At 71.0% G+C, this 24993-nt stretch carries 23 protein-coding genes, 1 tRNA gene and 1 riboswitch; of the genes, 13 read left to right on the forward strand and 11 right to left on the reverse strand.

Annotated features, from left to right (window positions below; genetic code table 11):
• Nucleotides 1-7 precede the first annotated feature (7 nt).
• The 5 genes from AB0G08_RS03770 to AB0G08_RS03790 all read left to right on the forward strand — a co-directional run bounded on the left by AB0G08_RS03770 (nt 8) and on the right by AB0G08_RS03790 (nt 4973).
• A complete protein-coding gene (locus AB0G08_RS03770; RefSeq protein WP_358082604.1) occupies nt 8-625 on the forward strand; it encodes an ElyC/SanA/YdcF family protein in 618 nt (205 codons plus the stop codon).
• Between the two features lie 192 nt (nt 626-817).
• Entirely contained in the window at nt 818-1489 is a 672-nt protein-coding gene (locus AB0G08_RS03775; protein WP_358082607.1) for a DUF2690 domain-containing protein, read from the forward strand.
• Between the two features lie 235 nt (nt 1490-1724).
• The gene (locus AB0G08_RS03780; RefSeq protein WP_358082612.1) at nt 1725-3920 is read left to right on the forward strand and encodes a glycoside hydrolase domain-containing protein; all 2196 of its coding nucleotides are present in this window, start codon (nt 1725-1727) and stop codon (nt 3918-3920) included.
• 54 nt (nt 3921-3974) lie between these two features.
• Nucleotides 3975-4265 (forward strand): hypothetical protein, encoded by a 291-nt coding sequence (locus tag AB0G08_RS03785; protein ID WP_358082615.1) that lies wholly within the window; start codon nt 3975-3977, stop codon nt 4263-4265.
• Nucleotides 4266-4289: 24 nt separating this feature from the next.
• Nucleotides 4290-4973 carry a hypothetical protein gene (locus tag AB0G08_RS03790; RefSeq protein WP_358082618.1) on the forward strand — a complete coding sequence of 228 codons (684 nt, stop codon included), beginning with the start codon at nt 4290-4292 and terminating at the stop codon, nt 4971-4973.
• A 106-nt stretch (nt 4974-5079) separates the two neighbouring features.
• Here AB0G08_RS03790 and AB0G08_RS03795 read toward each other — a convergent pair whose 3' ends face one another.
• The 4 genes from AB0G08_RS03795 to AB0G08_RS03810 form a co-directional block, all read right to left on the reverse strand.
• Nucleotides 5080-5730, reverse strand: coding sequence for an aminodeoxychorismate/anthranilate synthase component II (locus tag AB0G08_RS03795; protein WP_358082621.1), 651 nt, complete (start codon nt 5728-5730; stop codon nt 5080-5082).
• Between the two features lie 7 nt (nt 5731-5737).
• Nucleotides 5738-6022, reverse strand: coding sequence for a hypothetical protein (locus AB0G08_RS03800; protein ID WP_358082624.1), 285 nt, complete (start codon nt 6020-6022; stop codon nt 5738-5740).
• Nucleotides 6023-6024: 2 nt separating this feature from the next.
• Complete coding sequence (locus tag AB0G08_RS03805; RefSeq protein ID WP_358082627.1) at nt 6025-7815, reverse strand: class E sortase; 1791 nt, start codon at nt 7813-7815, stop codon at nt 6025-6027.
• A gap of 239 nt (nt 7816-8054) precedes the next feature.
• Nucleotides 8055-8861, reverse strand: coding sequence for a DUF881 domain-containing protein (locus AB0G08_RS03810; protein ID WP_358082630.1), 807 nt, complete (start codon nt 8859-8861; stop codon nt 8055-8057).
• A gap of 227 nt (nt 8862-9088) precedes the next feature.
• On the opposite strand from AB0G08_RS03810, the gene AB0G08_RS03815 reads away from it, so the two are divergent.
• Together AB0G08_RS03815 and AB0G08_RS03820 are read left to right on the forward strand one after the other, a co-directional pair.
• Complete coding sequence (locus AB0G08_RS03815) at nt 9089-9352, forward strand: cell division protein CrgA (protein ID WP_089002723.1); 264 nt, start codon at nt 9089-9091, stop codon at nt 9350-9352.
• A 359-nt stretch (nt 9353-9711) separates the two neighbouring features.
• Nucleotides 9712-11913 carry a (Fe-S)-binding protein gene (locus AB0G08_RS03820; RefSeq protein ID WP_358082633.1) on the forward strand — a complete coding sequence of 734 codons (2202 nt, stop codon included), beginning with the start codon at nt 9712-9714 and terminating at the stop codon, nt 11911-11913.
• 62 nt (nt 11914-11975) lie between these two features.
• Here the strand turns inward: AB0G08_RS03820 and AB0G08_RS03825 are convergent, their stop codons facing one another.
• Nucleotides 11976-12656 (reverse strand): GPP34 family phosphoprotein, encoded by a 681-nt coding sequence (locus AB0G08_RS03825; protein WP_358082636.1) that lies wholly within the window; start codon nt 12654-12656, stop codon nt 11976-11978.
• Nucleotides 12657-12778: 122 nt separating this feature from the next.
• On the opposite strand from AB0G08_RS03825, the gene AB0G08_RS03830 reads away from it, so the two are divergent.
• From AB0G08_RS03830 to AB0G08_RS03840, 3 genes are all read left to right on the forward strand, one after another.
• Nucleotides 12779-14092 carry a hemolysin family protein gene (locus AB0G08_RS03830; RefSeq protein WP_358082921.1) on the forward strand — a complete coding sequence of 438 codons (1314 nt, stop codon included), beginning with the start codon at nt 12779-12781 and terminating at the stop codon, nt 14090-14092.
• Entirely contained in the window at nt 14085-15128 is a 1044-nt protein-coding gene (locus tag AB0G08_RS03835) for a hemolysin family protein (protein ID WP_358082639.1), read from the forward strand. Before AB0G08_RS03830 ends, AB0G08_RS03835 begins: the two co-directional genes overlap by 8 nt.
• A 129-nt stretch (nt 15129-15257) precedes the next feature.
• On the forward strand, nt 15258-16271 hold the full coding sequence (locus AB0G08_RS03840) for an NlpC/P60 family protein (RefSeq protein WP_358082642.1): 1014 nt from the start codon (nt 15258-15260) through the stop codon (nt 16269-16271).
• Between the two features lie 67 nt (nt 16272-16338).
• Here the strand turns inward: AB0G08_RS03840 and AB0G08_RS03845 are convergent, their stop codons facing one another.
• Entirely contained in the window at nt 16339-18360 is a 2022-nt protein-coding gene (locus AB0G08_RS03845; protein ID WP_358082645.1) for a peptidoglycan recognition family protein, read from the reverse strand.
• A gap of 237 nt (nt 18361-18597) precedes the next feature.
• Nucleotides 18598-18732, forward strand: a riboswitch (cyclic di-AMP (ydaO/yuaA leader).
• 12 nt (nt 18733-18744) lie between these two features.
• On the opposite strand from AB0G08_RS03845, the gene AB0G08_RS03850 reads away from it, so the two are divergent.
• Nucleotides 18745-19785, forward strand: a complete 1041-nt coding sequence (locus AB0G08_RS03850) for an NlpC/P60 family protein (RefSeq protein WP_358082648.1) — start codon at nt 18745-18747, stop codon at nt 19783-19785.
• Between the two features lie 54 nt (nt 19786-19839).
• Here AB0G08_RS03850 and dcd read toward each other — a convergent pair whose 3' ends face one another.
• Nucleotides 19840-20418 carry a dCTP deaminase gene (gene dcd / locus AB0G08_RS03855; protein ID WP_357866609.1) on the reverse strand — a complete coding sequence of 193 codons (579 nt, stop codon included), beginning with the start codon at nt 20416-20418 and terminating at the stop codon, nt 19840-19842.
• 78 nt (nt 20419-20496) lie between these two features.
• On the opposite strand from dcd, the gene AB0G08_RS03860 reads away from it, so the two are divergent.
• Complete coding sequence (locus tag AB0G08_RS03860; protein WP_358082651.1) at nt 20497-21048, forward strand: pyridoxamine 5'-phosphate oxidase family protein; 552 nt, start codon at nt 20497-20499, stop codon at nt 21046-21048.
• 141 nt (nt 21049-21189) lie between these two features.
• Here the strand turns inward: AB0G08_RS03860 and AB0G08_RS03865 are convergent, their stop codons facing one another.
• Nucleotides 21190-22176, reverse strand: a complete 987-nt coding sequence (locus AB0G08_RS03865; RefSeq protein ID WP_358082654.1) for a zinc metalloprotease — start codon at nt 22174-22176, stop codon at nt 21190-21192.
• 371 nt (nt 22177-22547) lie between these two features.
• Between AB0G08_RS03865 and AB0G08_RS03870 the strand changes: the two genes are divergently transcribed.
• Nucleotides 22548-22621, forward strand: a tRNA-Gly gene (locus tag AB0G08_RS03870).
• Nucleotides 22622-22838: 217 nt separating this feature from the next.
• Here the strand turns inward: AB0G08_RS03870 and AB0G08_RS03875 are convergent.
• The 3 genes from AB0G08_RS03875 to AB0G08_RS03885 all read right to left on the reverse strand — a co-directional run bounded on the left by AB0G08_RS03875 (nt 22839) and on the right by AB0G08_RS03885 (nt 24950).
• Nucleotides 22839-23330, reverse strand: coding sequence for a GNAT family N-acetyltransferase (locus tag AB0G08_RS03875; RefSeq protein ID WP_358082656.1), 492 nt, complete (start codon nt 23328-23330; stop codon nt 22839-22841).
• Nucleotides 23331-23490: 160 nt separating this feature from the next.
• Nucleotides 23491-23973 (reverse strand): AAA family ATPase, encoded by a 483-nt coding sequence (locus AB0G08_RS03880; protein WP_358082659.1) that lies wholly within the window; start codon nt 23971-23973, stop codon nt 23491-23493.
• 176 nt (nt 23974-24149) lie between these two features.
• Complete coding sequence (locus AB0G08_RS03885; protein WP_358082662.1) at nt 24150-24950, reverse strand: DUF4184 family protein; 801 nt, start codon at nt 24948-24950, stop codon at nt 24150-24152.
• Nucleotides 24951-24993 lie beyond the last annotated feature (43 nt).

Here is a 24993-nt window from a genome sequence, read left to right on the forward strand (position 1 = left end):
GGGCCTGGTGGCGCTGGTTGTCGCCAGCCTCCCCTGGCTCTGGACGACCATCTCCGCCCGCGGCCACCTGTACGGCGAGGCCGACGCGCCGGCCGCCGACGTCGTGATCGTCCTGGGCACCGCGGTGGCGGCGGACGGCCGTCAGCCGGGTGACCGGCTCGCCGGCCGCCTGGAGACCGCCGCCGCGCTGGTGAAGAGCGGGCGGGCCCGGGTGGTCCTCGTGTCGGGCGACGGGGGCGGCACGTCCGGCGACGAGCCGGCGGCGATGACGTCCCACCTGACCGAGCGGCTCGGTGTCGATCCGCGTCGCGTCGTGGCAGACCCGTTCGGCCTGGACACCTACGACACCTGCGCCCGGGCGCGCGACGTGTACGGGGTCGACCGCGCCCTGATCGTGACCCAGTCCTACCACCTGTCCCGCGCGGTGACGCTGTGCCGGCACCTCGGCCTCGACGTCGACGGAGTGGCCGCCCGCTGCCCCGGCTGCGGGTCCGCCCTGCTCTTCGGCAAGGCGGTCCGGGACTACTTCGCCAGCGGCAAGGCGGCATGGGACGCGGTCCGCGACCGGCCACCCGCAGTGCGCTCGCCCCCGGATTCGGCGGTCCGGACCGCGCTGCGGGGCTGACCCGTCCTCGGGCGCCTGGGGCGAGCTGACCCCCTTCGGGGCCGCTCAGGAGCCGACGGGGCTCAGGTAGGAGACACCCGTCAGCCAGCCCTGGACAGATGTAAATATTCAGACTGTTGACTGTCTGCTTCTCGCGGTGATCGAATGAGGGGCCCTCGCTTTCTGTGAGGGCTTGATTACCACGGGGGTTCCATGCGCACGTCCATTCGTGCTGCCTTGCTACTGGCAGCGCTCGTTCCGCTGGTCATCGTCGCGCCGGGCGCGTCATCCGCTGCCGAGGCGCCGCAGGCGGCCTCGGCCCAGGCTCCGAGCTCCGCCGATCCCACGCGGCCGACGCGTGAGGAGGCCATCGCCAAGGAGCGGTACGGCCGGGACGACGTGACCCTGCCGAGCCGTACCGTCCGGCATGCCGACGGATCCGTCGAGACCATCGCCGACCCGGCCGCCGTCCGCGCCCTCAGCTCGACCCTCGCCGCCGGCGACGCCTGCGGCTCGGCCTGCGACGGGAAGGATCCCGCGTCCTACCTCGCGCCGATGCCTGGCGGGCCGTCGAACTACCGCTACTGCAGCACCGACGCCGTGACCGTCTACACGAAGAGCAACGGATACGAGTCGAGGGTCGAGTTGCGGTACAGCCCCGGCTGCCGTACGGCGTGGACTCGTGGGTGCTGCTACACGTCGATTGCCGGCTTCAGTTACTACTCCAGCGGCAACGTCAGGCTGTCGGTCTACAACTACGACGGTCGCTACAACGGCTCAAGCGTCTGGACCGCGATGCTCGACGACGCGGGTTACACCTACAAGGCCTGCTACGACACCCAGGTTGGTGGACCGTCGGTCTGGTCCTGCACGAGTGGCTATTAGCAGCCAGCAGCCCAGGTAAGGGGCTAGCGGGCCGGCGGACGGGTAGGGGCCGCCGCGACACGCGCGGCGGTCCTGCGGCATCATGCCGCCCGGCCGACTCCCGTAGCCGCCTCCCTCACCAAACACTGTCTGCACAGATTCTCTGACCACAGCAGCGGCTGGAGATTGGGTCTGCCCCTCTGCAGTTCCGTATTGGTCCGGCGCTGTCATACCCCCTCTCGAAGAAGGATCGCGGATGTCCGACGAGATGGTCCTGCGGGCCCAGCGTTTCATCAACAGCACGTACAACAACGGTGCAACTCTCGGCATATCCAAGCTGGAAGAGAATGGCCGAACCGGCTGGAGCACGATGTACGCCCTCACCCGGGCGCTCCAGTACGAGTTGGGCATCACGGCCCTGTCGGATTCCTTCGGCCCGACCACACTCTCGACGCTGCAGTCCAGATACCCCAGCCTGAACGCAGTCACCGTCCCGTCATGGATCTTCGGCTGCATCCTTCAGTCCGCCCTCTACTGCAAGGGCTACGACGGCGGCGGTATCGACGGCATATACAACTCCCGTGTCGAGGCCGCCGTCATCAAGTTGAAGCAGGACATGGGAGTCGACGGCGCATTCCCGGGCAGTTCCCTTGAACCCAAGGTGGTCAAGGCCCTGTTCAACATGGACGCGTACGTCACCGTCAACAACGGGTCGAGCGGGATCCGATCCGTCCAGCGGTGGCTGAACGGGCGGTACGTCAACCGGCGCGACTTCTTCATCATCCCGTGCGACGGTCACCACTCTCGCGACGTCGCGAAGTCGATGCTGCTGGCCATCCAGTACGAGTTGGGTATGGCCGACGGCACGGCCAACGGCGTGTTCGGCCCTGGCACGCAGGCGGGGCTGAAGTCCCACACGGTGACGCTCGGCACCACCGGCACCTGGGCGCAACTGTTCACCGCGGCAATGCTTCTCAACGCGCGGACCGTCGCCTTCGGGGACTTCACCGCCGCGGTGCAGGCTGCGGTCCGGGACTTCCAGGCGTTCGCGGCACTTCCGGTCAACGGAAACGGTGACTTCCAGACATGGGCGTCGCTGCTCGTCTCGTACGGCGACCAGACCCGCAGAGGCGCGGCGTGCGACGGTGTCACGAAGATCACGCCGGCTCGAGCGCAGGCGCTGAAGGACGCAGGTTACAAGTACATCGGTCGGTATCTCTACAACCCGTCGAGCACGAGCCTGCCCGAGAAGCAGATCCAGCCGGGCGAGCTCGACACGATCAGGCAGTACGGGTTGCGCTGCTTCCCGATCTACCAGACGTGGTCCCGGGACGCGGACTACTTCCGCTACTCGCAAGGGTGCGTCGACGCGTCCAACGCCATCGAATGGGCGAGGATCCACGGGTTCAAGCCGGGGTCGATCATCTACTTCGCTGTCGACTACGACGCGATGGACAGCGAGGTCACCTCCTACATCCTTCCGCACTTCAAGGGCGTCTACCGCACCATCGGCGAACTCTCCGACTACGGCGTGGGCATCTACGGCCCCCGCAACGTGTGCCAGCGCGTGTCCGACGCAGGGTATGCGGCCACCTCCTTCGTCTCCGACATGTCCTCCGGGTTCTCCGGGAATCTCGGTTACCCGCTGCCGACGAACTGGGCATTCGACCAGATCGCCACTATCTGGGTCGGCTCCGGCGACGGGCGGATCGAGATCGACAACAACATCGCCTCCGGTCGTGACACCGGTCAAGGAACCTTCGACCCCGCCACGCCCGTCACAAGCGGCCTGGACGTGGACCTTCAGGCCAGCTACAAGCCGGCGCTGCTGCACGACATCCAGACCTACCTCACCTCGATCGGCGTTCCGGAGACCGGCGGCGAGGGCTGGAAGGACGGTGACTGGGTCACCTATGACCAGGTCACCACGACAGAGGCGTTCAACTACGTCATGGAGGCCGACTGGCTGTTCACGAACCTGGCCCGGGCCTTGAAGCTCCGTAAGGCTCTCATCCAGGCTCCGGTCATGTGGGAGCTGCGCAAGCTGAACCCGCTCGATCCGATCGCCGACGACGCGGTGCGGACCGGGCTGAAGGACGACTCCAGCACCGGGTGGGGACAGATCTTTGCCTGGGTGGCCATAGAAGCCCGCAACTACTGCATCCAGCAGGGAATCATCAACGGCGTGCCGCTGAGCAGCAGCGACAAACGTGCGGTGTGGGACCTTCTCCAGGATCCGCACTACAACATTCCGACGGCCGCCTATCTGACGATCTACAATGCGCACCAGCTCGGAATTCCCCGTCCCTCGCTCACCACCGGCCAGGCCGACACCCAAGCTCTCCTGGCCCGGTACAACGGCACCGGTGACGGGGCGCAGCAGTACGGGCGAGAGCTGATCGGCCTTTACAACGTGCTGGAGAACTACAACCGCCTCAGCCGCGCCCAGTAGGGGGACTCGCTCTTGGCACGTCCGCGGACGTGGAACCTGGCTGTACCCGTCGGTGTGAACCTGCTGCTCGGGATACCGGCGATAGTGCCGTTGTTCCTGGCCTGGTACATCGTCGTGAACGGTCCGCTGGCAGCTCTGGGATGGACGCAGCGGGATCCGAACGAGGACGACGGGATGCTCCTCTGGTTGCTCATCGCCGCGCCGGTGTTCTGCCTCTTCGGCCTGATCTGGGGGCTGTCCAACCTGTGGATGCTCCGCAGGACAGCCGTGCCGGGATCCCAGTACTGGCCCGCGTGCGTTGCCGCCTCCCTCGCGCCGTACGTCGTGGGGTTCTTCCTGTTCTGACCATCCGAGAAGGGATACAGAGACATGGACCAGCAGATGACTCGGCGGACGGTTCTCAGAACCGCCGCCCTCACTGGCGCGGCCGCCGCCGTCGGCTCCGTGCTGCCCGCCGCTTCCGCATCAGCCGCTGAGCGCCGCGGGCCGAAGCGCCCGGCGACCTCGACGAACGGATGGACGATCCAGGCGAACGCGGACCGTGACTCACAGGTGTGGACTCGGTCGGTGGCCGGCACGGGGCTGAGCGTGGCGGTGTGGATCGGTGACGTCGAGTTGATCCTGTTGCACGTGGTACGCCGGTTCCACTACGAGATCGACCAGATCCAGCGGGCTGACCTGGTCGGATGGTGTGAGATCGGCAAGCTCCGCAAGGGCCTGCCCGAGTCCAACCTCGCTTCCGGTACCGCGGTACGCATCCGGCCGGGTGCCCGGGCCAGGGGAGGCTTCTTCCCACTGCAGGAACTGGCGCTGCGGGACGTCCTGGCGGACTGCGAGGGTGTCGTGCGTTGGGGTGGCGACGATCGTGAGGTGGACGAGTCACTGTTCTACATCGCTGTCGGTCCGCACGACAAGCGGGTTCCCGCTCTCGCCGACAAGCTCCGCGGATGGGCGGCGACACCCGGCGAGGGCGCTGGCGTGGGGGTGGACTTTCTGTCGCCGTCCCGGCGTGGTCGGGCCGACAAGCTGGCCCGCGTCCAGCGTCCGGGCTGACCCTGCGGTCGCCGGGGTCAGGCAGGGGAACGCCGTCGTACGGGGGAGGTGCGGCCGACGACCTGTCCGCGGCGTGCGGCCTCCACTGCGCGATCAGGAGTGCTGGTCAGGTGGTGGCGAAGGCGGCGCGGCGGCGGGCGTCCACCTCGGCGGCCAGCGCCGGGGCCCACTCCAGCGCCTCCGCGTGACCGCAGGCGGCGAGCCAGTTCGCCAGCATCAGGTGGCCGCCCTCGGTCAGCACCGACTCCGGGTGGAACTGGACGCCCTCGATCGGCAGCGTCCGGTGCCGCATCGCCATCACCACGCCGGAGCCCGTCCAGCCGGTGACCTCCAGCTCCTCGGGCAGCGTCTCGGGCAGCACGGCGAGCGAGTGGTAGCGGGTGGCGGTGAACGGGTCCGGCAGGCCGGCGAGCACCCCGACGTCGCGGTGACGGACCTCGGAGGTCTTGCCGTGCAGCAGCTCGGGGGCGCGGGTCACGGTGGCGCCGAAGGCCTCGCCGATCGCCTGGTGACCCAGGCAGACGCCGAAGATCGGCAGCTCGCCCGCGTACGCGCGGATGACGTCGAGGCAGATGCCGGCGCGGTCGGGGCTGCCCGGGCCGGGCGAGAGCAGGACGCCGGCCGCGCCGACCCTCCCCACCTCGGCGACCTCGATCTCGTCGTTGCGCCGGACCTCGCAGTCCACGCCGAGCTGGCCGAGGTACTGCACCAGGTTGAAGACGAACGAGTCGTAGTTGTCGATCACCAGGACACGCATCAGGGGCTCACTCGTTCGGAGAGGGCGGGGTGTTGTTCTGGTCGGTGTCGTACGGCAGGTCGTGATCGTCGCCGGTCGGGGCGCCGTCGCCCTCCCCACCGCCCGGCACCACGTCACCGCCGGGGTCGCCGGAATCCTGGGTGACCTGCACGTCGTCGAAGGGCAGCAGGGGCTCGGCCCACGGGAAGACCACGTACCAGAGCAGGGCCACCATCGCGCTGGCGATCAGCAGGCTGCCGGTGAGCTTGCCGGGCAGCCCGAAGGGAAGCTTGCGCCAGATCCAGCCGTACACCGTCAGGCCCCCAGTTCCGCCGGGCGCCCCGCCGACTTCGGCTGGCTGCGTGCCAGCTCGGCGTGGATGATCAGGCGTTGGTAGTTGTCGAACTTCGGGTTGCAGGTGGTCAGGGTGAGCATCGACCTGGTCGGCTTCTGCCCGGGCTTGCCCGGTACGGGCGCCACCACCTCGACCTGGGTGGGCTTGACGATCCGGCTCTCGGTGACCTTGTAGACGTGCCAGTCGGTCTTGCCCTCCACCACGATGGCGTCACCGTCGTTCAGCTCGTCGAGCCGCCAGAAGGTGGCCCGGTTGCGGTGCCCGGCGACGGAGAAGTTGCCGACCTGGCCGGGTAGGGCGCTGGAGGGGTAGTGGCCTGGCGCGTACCGGATGTCCTTCTGGGTGACGCCCTCGACGACGACCCAGTTCTTGTCGAGCTTGGGGATGTAGAGCCCGGCGATGGGCTTGCCCTGCACGGGCGGCTTCGGCTTGGTGGACGCGCTCGCCGACGGCGCCACCGTCGGGTCGCCCTCGGGGCCCCACGCCTGCGCCAGTTGCTGGCTGAGGTCGGTCTGATGGGCGTCGACGATCGCCGACTTGCCCCAGACCTCGTAGCCCGCGAAGAGCAGCACCACCAGGCCGAAGGTGATCAGCAGTTCGCCGCTGACCCGGATGCCGGTGCGCAGCCGGGAGCCCAGCGACGGTCGGGTGAGCTCCGAGTAGACGCTCTTGTAGCCCTCGCCGGTCTGCTCCGGGCGCAGCTGGACCACCCGCTCGCCCCGGCGTGGCCGAGGCTGCTCGGCGGGAGCGTCGGAGGTCTCCGGCTCGTCCGTCTTCGGAGGACGCGGCACCGCGCCCATCAGGGCGGTGGACTCGACGAGGGCGGCTGGGGCAGTCGGCGTACGCCCGGAGACGGCCGGGATCAGGGCGGTGGTCCCGGAATCGACGTCGCGGCCCGGGCCGGCCGGGGAGACCGGGGCCGACGGGCCGGTGCCCGACGCGCCCACCTTGGGGATGAACGCGGTCGGCGCGTCGGCGGTCGGCTGGCCCTCCCGGGCGGCGGCCCGATCGACCGGCGGGCGGAGCGAGTGCCCGCCCCCGGCCCCGGCCGCGCCCGGCCGTCGGAGGTCGTCGGACGGCGCGGTGGGGTGCGGCGGGGTGGCCGGCCGGACCGGGCCGGCACCGGGCCACGACGCCGGCGCGCCGGCACCGACGGACGGGCCGGAGTCGGCCGGGCCGGGGCGGCGGAGGTCGGCGGAGTCCGGACGGTCGAAGCCCGCCGGGCCGGGGCGGCGTGAGTCGCCGGGGCCGGGCCGGTCGAATTCGCCGGATCCGCGTCGGCCGGAGCCGGGGGACCCTTGGCGGTCGAAGTCGGCGGACCTGGGCCGGTCGAAGTCGGCGGACTCGCGCCGATCGAAGTCGAGTGACCCTGGGCGGTCGAAGTCCGCGGACCTGGACCGGTCGGAGCCGGCCGGCTCACGTCGGTCGAAGTCGGCGGACCCGCGCCGGTCGGCGGCGGCGGGCCGGTGCCAGTCGAGGTTGGCGGGGCCGGGGCGGCCGGGATCCGAGGGCTGATGGCGGCCGAGGTCGGCGGGGCCGGGGCGGCCGAGATCCGTGGGGCCGGGGCGGCCGAGATCCGTGGGGCCGGGGCGGCCGAAGTCGGCGGGGCCGGGGCGGCCGGGCTCGGTGGGCCGGGCGGGGTTGGCGGCGGAGCGACTCTGGTCGGAGCGGCTCCGGTCGCCGCCTGACGGGAACCGGCCGGGGTTGGCGGGTCGGCCCTGCTCCGGTGTCGGGCGGGCGGGTTCGGGCATGGCGCGCCATCCCCCGGCGGGCGGGCCGGCAGGCGCGCGACCGTCGCCGGCGGCCGGGTCGGGCCCGTGGGGCGGGCGGGGCGCCGGGGACCGGGTCGGCAGCGTGGGCTGCGGCCAGGCGCCGGCCGGGGCCGGGCGGGGCCCGGGACGGTCGACCTTGGGCAGGAATGCGGTCGGACCGTCAGCCTGGTCGCGGTGCCGGTCGTCGCGGTCCTCGGGCCAGTCGTCGGGCGCGCGGCTCACCGGGGCACCGTCGCCGAGCGCAGCGTGGTCGAGTCCTCGAACGCCGGCACGGTCACGGTGGAGACGGTCTCCCTGTAACCGAGCTTGTAGTCGTCGACCAGGTCCCTGAACAACCGGACTCCCTGAGAGTCGGCGAGGGCCTGCTGCAGGGCAGCGGGATCGCCGATTGCTACGATCTTGAATGGTGGGGAGTACACCCGGCCGTGCAGCAGCAGGGTGTTACCCACGCAGCGTACCGCGCTGGTCGACAGCACGCGGACGTTCATGATGGACATGGCCTCGGCGCCACCTGCCCAGAGGGCGTTCACCACCGCCTGCACGTCCCCCTGGTGGACGACCAGGTCGTCGTTGGTGGCCCCCGCGGGCAGCGTGCCGTCGTTGCGCCGCGGCGCGTCGTCGAGTTCCACTGTCACCCCGGGCCCCGCGAGCGCGGTGAAGCCGGCGTCGTCCCGACTGGCGGCGGCCCGGTCCTGCTGTTCCTTGATCGGGCCGTCGGAGCTGGCCAGGGCGTTCGTGCGGCCCTCGACCTCGTCGCGCAGGTCGGCCGCCCGCCGCTCGCTGGCCGCCACCTCCGCGCGCCGGTCCTCGATCAACTGGTTGAGCTGGGGTCGGCGGTCCTCGCGCAGGGCGGTGCCGCCGGCGGTGGTGGCCGTGGTGGTGAAGAGCAGCCCGGCCGCGGCGGCGATCAGCGGCACCCCGATCGACCAGCCCGGTCGTCGCTGCCGTGGGCGCCGAGGCAGCAGCCCGGCAACCGCCCGCCGGAGCACCTTCTGCCAGGAGGCCGCGCCGGATGTGTACTCCACCGAGCGTTCCTTCCCCGTCGTCTGGTTCAGCCCGCGGAGGCGCGGGCCGCTGCGGCGACCCGAACAGTCCCGCCTTTTTCGGTCACTGGGTGCACCGGCCTCGCCCCATTCGTGGATTGGACGCGCCTTCGGGACTACGCTAGCTGTCGAACATTATTGGCCATGGACCGTCGCCCCCGCGCCCGGTTGTCAGGCCGGACGAGGTCGTAACCCCTCTGGAGAGCGTCGTGCCCAAGTCTCAGGTTCGCAAGAAGAAGGTGTACACCCCGCCGACGGACGTCCGTCCGACGGCGACGGCGGCGACGCGCAAGCCTAGCCCGGTCTGGCTCCCGGTCTCGGCGGTCGCCCTCATCGTTTTCGGCATCGGCTGGCTGGTGGTCTACTACCTCTCCGAGCAGGAGTACCCGGTCATGGCGTGGGGTTACTGGAACCTCGCGGTGGGCTTCGGCGCCATGGTCGCCTCCCTGATCCTGCTCTCCCGCTGGCGCTGAGCCCGGCCACCCCGCCGCCGGCCGGCGGCGGGGCCCCTGGGCGCGATCAGCCCTGCCGTCGACCGCGGCACCGGCCCCCGAGCCGGTGCCGCGGCAATCCATGTCACTCAGTGGAGCCCCTACCCGGCGGTTCAGGGGCGTGCGCCCTATGGTGTGCGCAGGGCGGCGCGGCCCAGGTGCGAGATGACTCACGTTACTGCTGGGTAACCTTGCGCGTAGGCTGCACTGCATGACCGAGCGGAGCGAGGTCATCGACCGGTCCGGTCGAGGGTGCGGCAGCTGCGGCTCGCCGATCGCGCCCTGGCCCGGCCCCGGTCGCCGAGCCGCTCGACAGGCAGCAGACCGGGGAGGCCAACTCGATGGGCAGCGTCCAGATCGTCACCACGATCCTCGCGTTCGCCATCACCGCCGTGGCGGTGTGGCTTGCGGCACGCGCGGTCATGAAGATGGTGGCCGTCATCCGGCTGGGTCAGCCGGACCCGACCCGCTTCGGTGACAAGGGCACCCGCACGAAGACCATGCTGGCGGAGACCGTCGGCCACACCCGCATGCTCCGCTGGAGCGTGGTGGGCGCGGCGCACTGGTTCGTGATGGTCGGGTTCATCGTGCTCTCGCTGCTGGTGCTGGAGGCGTACTTCGAGGTCGTCTCCCCGACCGGCGGGCTGCCGCTGGTCGGCGGCTGGGCGCTCTACGGCGCGGTGACCGAGCTGATCGGCATCCTGGGCATCGTCAGCATCCTGGTGCTGATCGCGATCCGCGTCCGCAACCGGCCGACCCGGCCGGGCGGCCGCTCCCGGTTCACCGGCTCCACCATGTGGCAGGGCTACTTCGTCGAGGCCGTGGTCCTCGCGGTGCTGATCATGGGCTTCGTCATCCGGGGCTTCAAGGTCGCCACCGACCACTTCGAGTACCCGGTCTGGGCCACCCCGCTCAGCCACGCCGTCGGCGGGGTGCTGCCGAACTGGGAGACCGGCGTCAGCGTCGCCGCGCTCATCAAGATCGCCATCTCGATGACCTGGCTCATCGTGATCGCGCTGAACGTCACCATGGGCGTCGCCTGGCACCGCTTCCTGGCCTTCTTCAACATCTTCTTCAAGCGTGACCCGGGCGCCAACGTCTCCGGCCTCGGCGCGCTGCGCCCCATGACGAGCCAGGGCAAGCCGCTGGACTTCGAGGAGGCGGACCCGGAGAAGGACCAGTTCGGCGTCGCCCAGGTCGAGCAGTTCACCTGGAAGGGCCTGCTGGACTTCAGCACCTGCACCGAGTGCGGCCGCTGCCAGTCGCAGTGCCCGGCCTGGAACACCGGCAAGCCGCTGTCGCCGAAGCTGCTGGTGCTGAGCCTGCGCGACCACGCGTACGCCAAGGCGCCGTACCTGCTGGCCGGCGGGGGCAAGGACCTGACCGGCGAGGAGAAGGCGACCGCCGCCCAGCTCGCCCACATGGACGTCCTCGCGCTCGCCGAGGCCGACCGGCCGCTGATCGGCACCGCCGAGGAAGGCGGCATCATCGACCCGGACGTGCTCTGGTCCTGCACGACCTGCGGCGCCTGCGTCGAGCAGTGCCCGGTCGACATCGAGCACGTCGACCACATCGTCGACATGCGCCGCTACCAGGTGCTCATCGAGTCGAGCTTCCCGTCGGAGGCCGGCGTGATGCTGCGCAACCTGGAGAACAAGGGCAACCCGTGGGGCGCCCCGCAGAACACCCGCGAGGACTGGACCAAGGGCCTGGACTTCGAGGTGCCGCGGGTCGGCGAGGTCGACGACTTCGAGTACCTCTTCTGGGTCGGCTGCGCCGGCGCGTTCGAGGACCGGGCCAAGAAGACCACCCGGGCGGTCGCCACGCTGCTCAACGAGGCGGGCGTGAAGTTCGCGATCCTCGGCGAGGGCGAGACCTGCTCCGGCGACCCGGCCCGCCGCATCGGCAACGAGTTCGTCTTCCAGATGCTCGCCCAGCAGAACGTCGAGACCCTCAACGAGGCGTTCGAGGGCCGGGAGAAGAGCAAGCGGAAGATCGTCGCCACCTGCCCGCACTGCTTCAACACCCTGGGCAACGAGTACGGCCAGCTCGGCGGCGAGTTCGAGGTGGTCCACCACACCCAGCTCCTGGCCCACCTGGTCGCCACCGGCAAGCTCACCCCGGTGCAGCCGGTCGACGGCGGCGTGACCTACCACGACCCCTGCTACCTGGGCCGGCACAACCGGGTCTTCGCCCCGCCGCGCGAGGTGCTCGGCACCGCCATTGAGGGCGAGCTCACCGAGATGCCCCGCAACAGTGAGCGCTCCTTCTGCTGCGGCGCCGGTGGCGCCCGGATGTGGATGGAGGAGAAGATCGGCAAGCGGATCAACGTGGACCGGGTCGAGGAGGCCATGGCCACCGGGGCGAAGACGGTCGCCGTCGGCTGCCCGTTCTGCTCGACGATGCTCAACGACGGGGTGAACGGCAAGGGCGCCGGCGAGCAGGTCGAGGTCGTCGACGTGGCCAGCGTGCTGCTCCGGTCGGTCAAGCCCGAGCAGGCGCCGGGCGGCACGGACACCGAGCGGTTGCCGGTCGCCGGCTGACGCGTACCCCCTGCGACGCCCGACGGCGGCGGCACCCCCCCGGGTGCCGCCGCCGTCGTCGTTCAGGTGGCCGTGGTGGTCACGATGGCGACCGTGGTCGCCGTGGTGGTGGCGATCAGCAGGGCGGCCTGGGTCTCCTCGATGGCCTTCTTCGTGGCGGCGGACGCCCAGTCACCGGCGGCGATCTCGGTCAGCCGGCGCTTGACGTGCTGTTTCGGCAGCTCCGCGAAGAGCTTGCGGTCCAGGTTGACGGCCTGGGCGAGGCCGATGAGGGCGGCCGTCCGCGCGTCCACCGGGCCGTCCCCGGCCACGGCGGCGACCATCCGCTGCCGGGCCTGCGTCTCCATCGCCGGCTCCGCGCCGGTGGAGGACGGATAGCGGGTACGCGGGAAGACCCACAGCACCTTGTCGGAGTCGCGCCGGAGCACGCCGGCGGTGACCAGCCCGTCCAGCACCTGCTCGGGCAGGTCCTTGGCGAGCCGGCTGATCCAGTCGCTCGGCTTGCGCCGCTTCGGGTCGGCGGCGATCCGGGCCAGCGCGTCGTCGAGCTGCCGCTGGCCGACGGGGGTCGGGTCGCTCACCACCAGCCGGTCGTCGGCGATCTCGACCCGACCGGCGAGCGTCAGCTCCAGCAGCAGGGCGCCGGCCAGGCCGTAGTCGAGCGTGGGCCGGCCGAGCCGGTTGACGCCCGCGTCGTCGTAGCCGAGCAGGGCGAGTTCGTGGGCGAGAGTGAGCGGGGCCATGTCCCGACGGTAGCCCGGCCCCGCGAGACCGGCAGGTCTCTCGCCCGTGACCGGGGCCGCCGCCCGTGCGAGAATCTCGCCGAGGTGAGACGACCATCGATGGCCTGCTGCTGACCACGGTGCTGCCCCTGGTCGGCTTCGTGCTGCTGACCGGCGGCAACGCGTTCTTCGTCGCGGCCGAGTTCGCCCTGGTCACGGTGGACCGGCCCGAGATCGAGCGGCGGGCGACGGCGGGCGACGGCCGGGCCGCGACCGTACGCCGGGCGCTGCGGGAACTCTCCTTCCAGCTCTCCGGGGCGCAGCTCGGCATCACCCTCACCGCACTGCTCACGGGCTACCTGGCCGAGCCCGCCCTGGCCCGCCTCTTCACCCCGCTGCTGCGCCCGGTCGCCGGGGACGCCGCCGGCCGATTCACCCCGTTCCTCGCCCTGGCCCTGGCCACCCTGCTCTCGATGCTCTTCGGCGAACTGGTGCCGAAGAACCTCGCGTTGGCCCGGCCGATGCCCACCGCGCTCGCGACCGCCGGGCCGATGCGCGCCTTCTCCCGCGCCTGCGGCTGGCTGATCCGGGGGCTGAACGACTCGGCGAACCGCCTGGTCCGGCTGCTCGGCGTCGAGCCGCAGGAGGAGCTGGCCAGCGCCCGCTCGCCGGAGGAACTGGGGCTGCTGGCGGCCATCTCGGCGCGGGCCGGGGCGCTGCCGCCGGACACCGCCATGCTGCTGCGCCGGACCATCCGGTTCGGCGACAAGCGGGCCGCCGAGGCGATGACCCCGCGGGTCGACGTCGTCGCGCTGCGGGCCACCGCCACCGTGGCGGAGCTGCTGGCGCTGTCCCGCCAGACCGGGCGGACCCGGTTCCCGGTGTACGAGGAGACCCTCGACCTGGTGACCGGCGTCGCCGGGGTGCCCGACGCGCTGGGCGTGCCGCTGGCCCTGCGCGGCTCGACGACGGTCGGGTCGGTGGCCCGCGAGCCGGTGTACGTGCCGGAGAGCCTGGACCTCGACGGCGTGCTCGCCGCGCTTGGCAGCGCGGGTGCCGACCTCGCCATCGTCGTCGACGAGTACGGCGGCACCGACGGCGTGGTCACCACGGAGGACCTCGTGGAGGAGCTGGTCGGGGAGATCGCCGACGAGTTCGACCCGGACGCGGTGGACGACGTCGACCCGGCCGAGCTGACCGTGCCGGGCGGGGAGCGGACGGTCCTCGTCGACGGGGTGCTGCGCTCCGACGAGCTGGCGGAGCAGACCGGCTTCCGGCTGCCCGAGGGGCCGTACGAGACGCTCGCCGGGTTCCTGATGGCCCGGCTGGGGCACATCCCTCTGGCGGGCGAGACGGTCGACGAGTCGGGCTTCGAGTTCACCGTCGTGGAGGTCGAGCGGCACCGGATCGAGCAGGTCCGGGTGGTCCGTCCCGAGGAGCCGGACGGCGATGCCTGAGCTGTTGGTCACGGTCGCGCTGCTGCTCGGCAACGCGTTCTTCGTGGGCAGCGAGTTCGCGCTGATCGCGTCCCGGCGCACGGTGGTCGAGCCGTTGGCGGCCGGCTCGAAGCGGGCCCGCTGGGCGTTGTCGGCGATGAACCAGATCCCGCTCATGATCGCCGGGGCGCAGCTCGGCATCACCATCTGCTCGCTGGGGCTGGGCGCGATCGCCGAGCCCGCCCTCGCGCACCTGCTGGAGCCGGCGTTCCGCGCGGCGCGGCTGCCGGAGGGGGTGGTCCACCCGGTGGCCTTCGTGCTCGCCCTCGGCGTGGTGGTCTTCCTGCACACCGTGGTCGGCGAGATGGTGCCGAAGAACATCACGCTGGCCGGTCCGGAGCCGTCGGCGCTCTGGCTGGGGCCGGCGATGTTGGCGTTCTGCCTGGCCACCAAGCCGCTGCTGGTGGCGATGAAGTGGGCGTCGCGCCGGGTGCTGGGACTGTGGCGGATCGAGGCCACCGAGGCGGTGAAGACGGTCTTCACCGCCGAGGAACTGGCCGGGCTGGTGTCGCAGGCGCGTACGGAGGGGCTGCTCGACGCGGAGGAGCACGCCCGGATCACGGGTGCGCTCGCGTTGCACAGCCGGACCGCCGCCGACGCCCTGCAACCGTGGTCCACGGTGACCACGGTGGCCGATGACGTCTCGCCCGCCTCGCTGGAGGTGCTGGCCACCCGCACGGGCCGGTCCCGCTTCCCGGTGGTACAGCGATCCACCCGCCGGGTGCTCGGCTTCGTGCACGTCAAGGACGTGCTCGGGTACGCGGGTGCGAGCCGGCGGGCCCCCGTGCCGGCGGAGGTCTACCGGCCGCTGGCGGTGGTGCCGCCGGACCGTACGCTCGCCGACCTGCTGCTGTCGATGCGCCGGGAGCGGCGGCACATGGTGCTGGTCAGCGACGGCCGTCGTCCTCTCGGTGTGGTCACGCTGGACGACGTATTGACCGCGATAGTTGGCCGGCGGGCCGACACCCTTGGTACGCAAGCGGTTGCGCAGGCGTGAAGTGGACCCCGGTCGCCTTGATTCCGCTGCCGGCCTTCCCTAATGTTGGGCACCGGCCGCTGTGGGTCGTCTGTCTCGCCCCTCTTCCCTCGCGCGAGGCGCCAAGCGGCCGGGTTGCAAAAGGAGTCGGTGCCGGTGGCAACCATGCCCCCTCATCGTCACGCACCGGGACGATCTGCTCGTCCGGGTGGCCTGCGTAGGGTCGCCCACCGTCTGCTCACCCTGGTCGCCGCGGCGGTGGTCGGCGCCGGCATGCTGGCCGCGCCCGCCCACGCCGAGCCCTCGGTCGACGAGATCGAGGCCGCGATCGACAAGAAGTGGGAGCAGCTCGAGCCCACCATCGAGCAGTACAACAAGGTGCGGGCGCAGCTGAAGGTCAACCGCAAGAAGTCGGAGGACCTGCAGAAGAAGATCCAGCCGTTGGCGCTGGAGAGCGAGCTGGCGATGGACCGGGTCGGCGCCCTCGCCTCCCGCTACTACATCACCGGCCCGTCGCAGGAGATCGGCGCGCTGCTGGTCACCGCCAAGCCCCACACCCTGACCGAGCAGCTGACCCTGCTGGACCGGCTGGCCGCGCAGGAGCGCAAGCAGCTCGAGGGCGTGACCAAGGTCCGCGAGAAGTACGACGCGGAGAAGCAGAAGCTCGACGCGCTGATCGTCGCGCAGACGAAGCAGAAGGACGACCTGGCGGCGAAGAAGAAGCAGATCGACGCCGACATCAAGAAGCTCGAGGCGTCGCTGCCGGTGACGACCGTCAAGACGGAGAAGTGCCCGACCATCAACGGCGTGGTCAGCGATGCGGCCCGGACCGCGATCCGGACCGCCTGCGCCCAGGTCGGCGACCCGTACGTCTGGGGCGCCACCGGACCGAACTCGTTCGACTGCTCCGGCCTGACCCAGTACGCCTACAAGGCGGCGGGGATCCACCTGACGCACTTCACCGGTGCGCAGTGGAACGAGGGCAAGGCCATCCCGCGCTCCGAGGCGCGCCCCGGTGACCTGGTCTTCTTCTTCAGCGACCTGCACCACGTCGGCCTCTACCTCGGCAACGACAAGATGGTGCACGCGCCCCGGGCCGGCAAGCCGGTCAACGTCTCCAGCATCAACACCATGCCGGTGGCCGGGTTCCGCAGGCCCGGCTGATCCGCAACACCGCGCAACGCGAGGGCCCCCGGTCGGATCGACCGGGGGCCCTCGTCGTGCGGTGGGATCAGCGGGGCGCGCCCAGCGGGGACGGCACCAGGTTCACGTCGTCCAGGTTGACGAACATGACCCGGTGACCGAACTGGATCTGCACGTACCTGTTGTCGCCACGGACGACCGTGCGGTCGTGCGGGGCGGAACCGTCGAACGTGACGGCCCGGTAGTACTCGCCGGGGAGCACGTCACCGACGGCGTACCGCTGACCGGCCGAGAGGGTGTACTGCAGCGGCGAGATCGTCTGGTACGGCACGCCCTCCGGGTACGCGGCCTGCTCCGGGTAGGCCCGGCCGTACACCGGGATGGTGGTCTTGCCGGCCTTCGGGGTGGCGACCAGGCCGACGGCCCACTTCGCGGTCGGGGCCGAGGCGGGGTTGTGGAACCACGACTTCTGGCCGAGGTACCAGATCGCGGTCCAGTCGCCCCGGACCTCGGCCAGGGCGTACGTCTGTCCGGCCGAGACGCGGGCGCCGTGGTCGGAGACGTACGTGGTGTTCGGGGTGCCGTCGGGTCGCAGCGCGATGTCGTTGACCAGCGGCGCGTCGTGGCTCGGCGCGTTGTGCAGGAACAGCGCCGAGGAGCCCCGCAGCGGGCAGGGGGCGGTCGCCGGGGGCGGGTTCGGCACGCCCGGGGGCTGCCGGTTGCAGCCGGTGAAGGGCGGCTGGTTGGTGGCGAAGTCCGGGTCGATGGTGACCAGGCCCGTGTGGTGCGTGGCGGTCGACTTGAACGGCGCCTTGAGCAGGTCGAAGTAGTGCGACCAGTTCCAGTACGGACCCGGGTCCCAGTGCATGCCGCGCACGGTCGAGGCGACGGTGCCGGGGACGTTGTCGTGCCCGATGATGTGTTGCCGGTCCAGCGGGATGTTGTACTGCCGCGCCAGGTGGCGGACCAGCTTGGCGGAGGTGCGGTACATCGCCTCCGTGTACCAGGTGCCGTGCCCGGCGAAGCCCTCGTGCTCCAGCCCGATGGACTTGGAGTTCACGTACCAGTTGCCGGCGTGCCAGCCCACGTTCTTGGTCTTGATGTGCTGGGCGATGTGGCCGTCCACCGAGCGCAGGGTGTAGTGCCAGCCCACCCGCTTCGGGTCCTTGACCAGGTTGACGCTCGGCCCGAAGTAGCCCTCGGTGTCGTGGATGACGATGTATTCGATCTTCTGCTGCGCGGGGCGGTCGGCCAGGTCGTGGTTGCCGTAGTCCTCGATCGTCGGGCCGTACTGCTGGTACGGCGCCGGGATCCACTCGCAGGAGATGTCGCTCGGGCACTCCAGCCCGTCGGGCCGCGCGAGCTTGCGCAGGTTCAGCCGGTCCAGCCAGGAGCGGTCCGGCTGGACCGCGACGCCGGCCAGCGTGACCCGCTGCCCGTCGTCGGTCAGCCGGCTGTCGCCCGTGGCGATGGTGGCGTACACCTCGTTGGCGAAGGCCGCCGCGGCGTCGGCGCTGTCCGCGCCGGAGTACCGGGCCACCGCGCCGTACCAGGCCGCCGGGTCGGTGCCGGCGCCGACCGGGGCGCCGATCTCCTTCTGGTACGCGGCCAGCAGCGCCGCGCCGCCCCGGATGTTCGCCGTGACGTCCGTCCGCAGCGCCTCCTCGCTGGCGCCGGTCAGCTCCGCGGCGGCGTCGAGCGTCCGGAGCGCCGCCTCGTCGGGCGGCGCAGCGGCCGGCGGCTCGTGCGCCTCGGCCAGGGACCGGCGGGAGTCGTCGCCGCGCGGGTCCTCGGTGCCCTCGTCGTGGTGGGTGCCACCGGACAGGGCGGCGACGTGCTCGGCGTCGGTGAGGTGCATGGGTCCGTAGCCGCCGCTGGTGCTCGGCGTGCCGGCGTTGGTGTCCCAGCGGGACTGCAGGTAGGAGACCCCGAGCAGGACGCTCTCGGGCACGCCGTACTCGGTCGCCGCGGCGGCGTACTGCTGCTGCCGGTCGGTCGCCGGCGACGCGGCGGCGGATCCGGCGGCGGTGAGCGGCGTCGCCGCCAGGGCGGCGGCCACGGCCGCGGCCAGCAGGACGCGTCTGCTCCTTGATGTCGCTGACAGGTGCATCAGACCCCCAGTTCGGACGGGCAAAGATGGGGCCACCTTCGCCCCGTCCGCCGCCTCGGGTCAATACCTTTCCGCCCGACACTTCAAAAGGAAGGAAACTCTCGTCGTCCGGGTTGCGGATCCGCCCGCCCGGATGAGTACGGAGTGTCACCGCCCGAAGGGTTGCGGATCGATAACGGTCGTCTCTACTCTGGTCCTTCGTCGGCCGGTGACAATCCGTCCAACCAGGGCGGTGACGGTCCGGCACCGCCGAGTCGCTCCCGAGCGAGCCGGGGACCCAGGTTCCCCGGGGTGAATCCGCAGTCCCTGCGGTAGGGCGCCCCTTCCCGCCCGAACCCGTCAGCTAACCCGGTAGGCGGTACGGAAGAAGGAGTACGGACCCCGGTGGCACACCATGCCCCGCGGCCACCGTCGACCCGGTCGGCCCTCGCCGACCCGGTGACGGCTGCGCCGCGCCCACGCTGGTACCGCTGCACCACCGCCCTCGCCGCCCTGGCCGCGTTCGCCGTCGTCCTGACCGGCGGCGCCACGGCGGCCCACGCCGAACCGACGGTCGCCGAGATCGAGCGACAGATCGACGAGGACTGGAACAAGCTCGAACCGATCATCGAACGGCACAACGCCACCCGACAGGACCTGGCCGCCAGGCGGAAGCAGGCCGACGCGCTCGCCGCGCAGATCGGGCCGCTGGAGAAGCAGGTCGACCAGGCGATGGAGAAGGTGGCCGCGCTGGCCGCCCGCGCCTACAAGGGCGAGAACGTCTCCGTCGTCAACGCCCTGCTGGGCAGCCGCTCGCCGAGCGAGATGCTCGGGCAGCTCGAACTGCTCGACCGGTTCGCCCAGCACCAGCAGCAGGACGTGCGGCAGGTCGCCCAGCTGCGCGACCGGCTGGCCGGGAAGAAGGCGCCGCTGGACGAGATGGTCGTCCAGCTCAGCCGCACCGAGGCCCAGCTCGCGGCGAAGAAGAAGCAGATCAACGCCGAGATCGACCGGTTGCAGAAGCTGCGGCTGCGGGTCTACGGCAACGGTGGCGGCGGGCCGCTGCGCCCCGCCCCCTGCCCGGCCGGCTACCCCGGCGGGGCGGCCGGCACCGCCGTGAAGTTCGCCTGCGCCCAGATCGGCAAGCCCTACGTCTGGGGCGCCGAGGGGCCGAACTCGTACGACTGCTCCGGGCTGATGCTCGCCGCCTGGGCGAAGGCCGGGGTCTCGCTGCCGCACAACGCCGCGCAGCAGCGCCGGGCCACCGCGACCGTCAGCCGGGGCGAGCTGCGCCCGGGTGACCTCGTCTTCTACTACAGCGACCTGCACCACGTCGGCATGTACGTCGGCGGGGGCTGGGTGGTGCACGCCTCCCGCGCCGGGGTGCCGATCAGGATGAAGAAGGTCGACGACGGCCCGATCCACAGTTACGGCCGGCCCGGCTGACATGCCCGGAGGGCCCCTGTCCGGCGGGGGCCCTCCGCCCGGCCGAGGGTCGGGTCAGCGGGTCGGCCAGGTGCGCCAGTGCTGCCAGGAGCGGCTCGGGGTCGGCCCGCGCTGGCCCTGGTAGCGCGAGCCGTAGACGGCCGAGCCGTACGGGTGCTGCGCCGGCGACGAGAGCCGGAAGATGCAGAGCTGGCCGATCTTCATGCCCGGCCAGAGGGTGATCGGCAGGTTGGCCACGTTCGACAGCTCCAGGGTCACGTGGCCGGAGAAGCCCGGGTCGATGAAGCCCGCCGTGGAGTGGGTGAGCAGGCCCAGCCGGCCCAGGCTCGACTTGCCCTCCAGGCGGCCGGCGAGCTGATCGCCGAGCGAGATGACCTCCAGCGTCGAGGCGAGCACGAACTCGCCCGGATGCAGCACGTACGGCTCGCCCTCCGGCACCTCGACCTTCGACGTGAGGTCGTCCTGCTGCTGCGCGGGGTCGATGTGGGTGTAGAGGTGGTTGTTGAAGACCCGGAAGAGATTGTCCAGGCGTACGTCGATGCTGGAGGGTTGCACCAGCGCGGGCTCGAACGGCTCCAGCGCGAGCGTCCCCGCCTCGATCTCGGAGGCCAGGTCGCGGTCGGAGAGCAGCATCCGCACACCTTAGCGAGCGACGCGCGTGACCTGCGTGTCGGAGTGCGTCTTCGTACGTTTGTTCGATAGAATGCCGGCATGGCTTCCTGGTCCGAATTCGCCGCCGACGAGCCCCGCCTCGCCGACGGGATCCGCCTTCTCATGCAGCAGTACGGGCCGGGCTTCGGCTACCTGGCCACCGTCCGCGCCGACGGCGGTCCCCGGGTGCACCCGGTCTCCCCGGTGATCACCGACGAGGGGCTCTTCTGCTTCGTCGTCGACTCGCCCAAGCGGCGCGACCTGGAGCGCGACGGTCGCTACGCGCTGCACTCCTTCCCGCCGGAGGAGAGCGACGACGAGGCCTACGTCGCCGGCTACGCCCGGCCGGTGACCGACCCGGCCCGGGTCGCCCGGCTGGCCCGCAGCCACCGGGCCGCGCCGCAGGTCGACTGGCGGGTCTTCGAGTTCACCGTCGACGTGGCGATGCTGGCCCGCCGCGAGTCCGGCATCGCGGGCGGCGTCGGCGAGGGGCACGCCCGGCCCGCCGTCCAGGTGTGGTTCGATCCCCACGCGGCCGCCGCCGGCACCGCCGTGGTGCCCGAGACCCGGTCGGGGAGCGTCGGCGGCCACGCCGCCCGCCCGGCCGCCTGAGCCGCGGTGTGGCGCCCCGGGCCGTCCCCGTCCGGGGCGCCACACCGCGCCCACCACCCGCGTGCGCGCCCACGGGGCCTGCACAGACGCCGGTGCCGGCCCCGTCGAGCGAGGCCGGCACCGATGAGTCGTACGGCGGAACTACGCCGCGCGGTACGCGTTCCAGGCGGTCAGCATGCGGCTGGCCTGCCCGGCGGTGAACTGGTGCATGCAGGAGTCGTACGTGTAGTCCATGAAGTTGGTGATCGGGTCGGTGCCCGGGGCGGTGCAGGTGTCCCGTCCGGTCGGGCACTGGTAGGCCGGGGATGCCTCGGCCGCCGTGTCGCTGACGCTGTCGCCCGAGCCGGAGCAGCCGCCCTGGAAGGTGTGGTAGAGGTTCAGCCAGTGGCCGACCTCGTGGGTGCCCGTGTCGCCCTGGTTGTAGTTGGCGGCGGTGCCACCCGGCAGAGACTCGCTCAGCACGACGACGCCGTCCATGCTGTTGAGCTTGCGGGTCGGGAAGGTCGCCCAGCCGAGCAGGCTGTCGCTCAGCTCGCCCAGGTAGATGTTGAGGGTGTTCTTGCCGCCCGTACGCAGCGAGGTCTTCATCGACCGCTCCGCCGAGGAGCCCTGCACGATCGGGTACCAGGACGGGTTCGTCACCCGGTTGATCGTCTGGAGCTGGAAGCTGAACGCGGTGGACGCGCCGCCGGTCGCCCCACTGAACGACTGGTTCAGCACGCTGATCTGCGAGCTGATCATCGAGTCGGGGATGTTGCCGCCGGCCCGGGTGCTGTCCTCCTGGATCACGTGCACCACGACCGGGATGGTGACGGTGGCGGCCGCCGTGACGGCGCCGGCGCCGGCGCGGAACCGGGCCCGCTCGCGCAGCGCGGCGGCCAGGTCGGCCTCGCGCTCGCGGGTCTCCGCGAGGGTCAGCTCGTTCGGCTCGTGCTTGGCCCCGCCGCCCGGCTTGACGCGGGCGTCCGAGTGGACGTCGGCCGGCTCGGCGCAGACCTCGGCCGGAGCGGCGGAGAAGGCCGAAGCGGCCGGTACGACGCCCACGGCGGCGGTGCTGAGCAGCAGCGCGAGGGTCGTCGACGCGACGCCGGCCGTACGCCGGGTCAGCAGGTTGGGACGGAGTCCCATGGGCCCACCTCTTTCTTCCGGCGCGACAGGGGGTATGTCACGCCGTGGCTGGAACGTTGGGCAGACGTTACAACCGATCAAAGGATTTGAGAACGCCTATATGTTGCCGCGGTGGAACTTTTTCCTGGCGGCGGCGTTTCATGATCGACGCCCGGCGATGGGGGCGGCGCGTGGTGGCGTGGTGTGGGGCGCGGCGCGTGGTGGCGCGGTGCGGCGCGGTGCGTGGTGGTGCGTGGTGGTGCGGCGCGGCGCGATCTTGGTCAGTTGGGGCCCTTGCAGGGGCCGTCTGCTACCAAGATCGCAACACCGGGGAACGGCGGAGGGGTACCTGGGTGCACCGGCGAGACGACTCAGGTACAGTGGTGCCGCCTGCGGGTGTAGTTCAATGGCAGAACATCAGCTTCCCAAGCTGACAGTGCGGGTTCGATTCCCGTCACCCGCTCCAACACGAAGGCCCTGGCCAGGACGCGAGTCCCAGCCAGGGCCTTCGATGTTTTCAGCACATGTGCTTGCCGGCCAGCCAGCGGTAGAGCGCCACCGGGCGGGGACGCGGGCTGGGACGTTGGGCGACGATCGGGACCGGGCCGTGACGAGGCCGGCAGCCCAGCACCTCTCAACGCCACGTGGTTTCGGTGTTGGGCGCGGCACGCGCATGAGCTACGTCAGGCCGCCAGCAGTAGCCACGTATCTGGAGGAAGGTGCGGCTTGCCGGGAACGGCACGCCGTTCCTCGCGGTACCCCGTCGGGCAGACCTCGACGGCGAGCCGGCGCCAGAATCGGGCGGCGCCAGGGTTCTCCTCCTGGAAGGCCACCTCCCAGTGCCCCGAATGTTTGGCGAAGAGTTGGCGGGCGGCGAGACTGCCGACGCCCGAGCGGCGTACGGCTCGCACGACGAAGAATTCGGCGATGTGCAGCGGCGGGGTTTCCACGCCGGACACGAACGCGAAGCCCACCTTCCGTGTGCCGTGGCAGATGATGTAGCCGGCACTGTCTGGGTCATGGAGATCGGTCGGCAGGCGGGGATTGAAGAGACCCGTGTCGTCGGGCAGCATGCCCCGGAACTCGGAAAGGTCATGCCAGTACAGCTGCCACAGCCGTTCCATGAGGGGTAGGTCGTCGGGCACGATCGACCGAAGAGTGACAGGGTTCGGCATGCCGTCATCGTGTCAGATCGACAGGACGCATCGGCCGACGCCCGATCTGGGATCCAGTGATCGCGTACCCGTCGCCTGCCCGATGTGGTAGGTCGCTCATCCACCTTCGCCATTCACGCCCACGCCGGCCGTTCGTCGCCGAGCTCCGGACGCGGGCGAATCAGGGCATCGGATCAAACAGGTTCAGTTCATCCTGCGTGGGCCGTTCCCGCTGGAAGAAACTCCATGCCTGCTCGAGTTGCTCGTCGGTGATGCGAAAGACGCCGGGCGCCGGGGCGGCATTCCTCGTCCTCAACCGGTCAAGCAGCTCTTGCTTCGAGGGCTCCAGTAGGCAGAGCACTACCCGAGCCCCGAGCGCTTGAGCCTCCGACCGGTAACGATCGCGCTCCTCCTTGGCCCAAAGTCCCCAATCCAGGACGACATTGCAGCCCGACGCCAGCACCCGCAGTGCGGTCGACCACTGAAGCTCCTCCACGCGATCTCTGAGGTTGTCGAGCTCTGCCTCAGCCATCTCGGGATGGAGGGCATGGAGCCATTCGTCGGCGGTGAGCCGCAGGGCGGCGTGATCTTCTTCCAGCCGTCGGGCCAGGGTGGTCTTGCCGCTGCTCTGGATACCGCATGTCAGGAAGAGAGTGGCGGGCACGATCGGACGATATCGCCTCCGGCTGCCGTTCCGTCGCCGTCCCACCGCACGAATTCCCGAGAGCCGTTTCCGCTGCTGGTAGCCCATCCTCGCAGCTCGCCGAGTCGCAGCCGGAGAGGGAGGAACCGGGTGCCCGACGTGGCGACCCGCCAGTCATCCAGCGCTGACAGAGCCCGCTAGAACGACGAGGGCGGCAAATTCGAATGACTCCTACGCGCCGAATGGCCCGCGTCAGCGGGGGCGGTCCCAGCGGTCTTTGCGCGCACCGCCACTGCGGCGACGAGTAGCGCCCCGGCCGTGGCACACAGCAGCCGTACCGTGGTCGCCCATGGCAGTTCGTTGGCTGGCAGGAGCGGGGTCAGGGCGTACCCGATGATCGCGACGGCGCCCGCGACGGACCAGAACAACCTCGGGCGGGTGGGGACCGGCGGTGGGTTGCCGTGCCAGGCACGGAGGAGCCGGCGGCGGCCGACCGCGACGGCGACGGCGAGCGTGACCAGCGCGCCGACCAGACTGCTGGGAATGTCGGACACGGTCCACCAGGCGACGTCGCTGACCTGGTCCCAGTCGATGCCGAACACGGTGCGTAGCCACGCCTGGGTGTGGGTCAGATGGTCCCAGGCGATGTGGCTGGCCGCGCCGAGCAGCGCCGATCCGGCGGTGACCTGCCAGGGATGGCGCACCGTGGCGAGCACCCCGTAGTCGCGCAGCGCGAGCGGGCCGAGGTGGGGCAGGTGGGCGGCGACGGTCGCGACGGTGGCGCGGACGAGCCACGCGCCGAGCAGCGCCACCGGCAGACACCACCACGCCAGCGCGGTGAGGGTGTGGCTCTGCCACTCCGGTCCGATCCCGACGAACGCGTACCCGATGTCGGGCGCGACCGCCCCGGTGGTCAGCGCGACACCGTCGAACCATCGGGGTCGCCAAAGCTTGAGCGGGAGTACCGCACCCGGGTGCGACGGAAAGGTGAGCGGCATCGGCGCATCTTCCCATCTGAGGGTCGAAGGGAGGGGCCGGTCG

The organism is Micromonospora sp. NPDC023644 (assembly GCF_040640115.1).
Lineage (GTDB): Bacteria > Actinomycetota > Actinomycetes > Mycobacteriales > Micromonosporaceae > Micromonospora.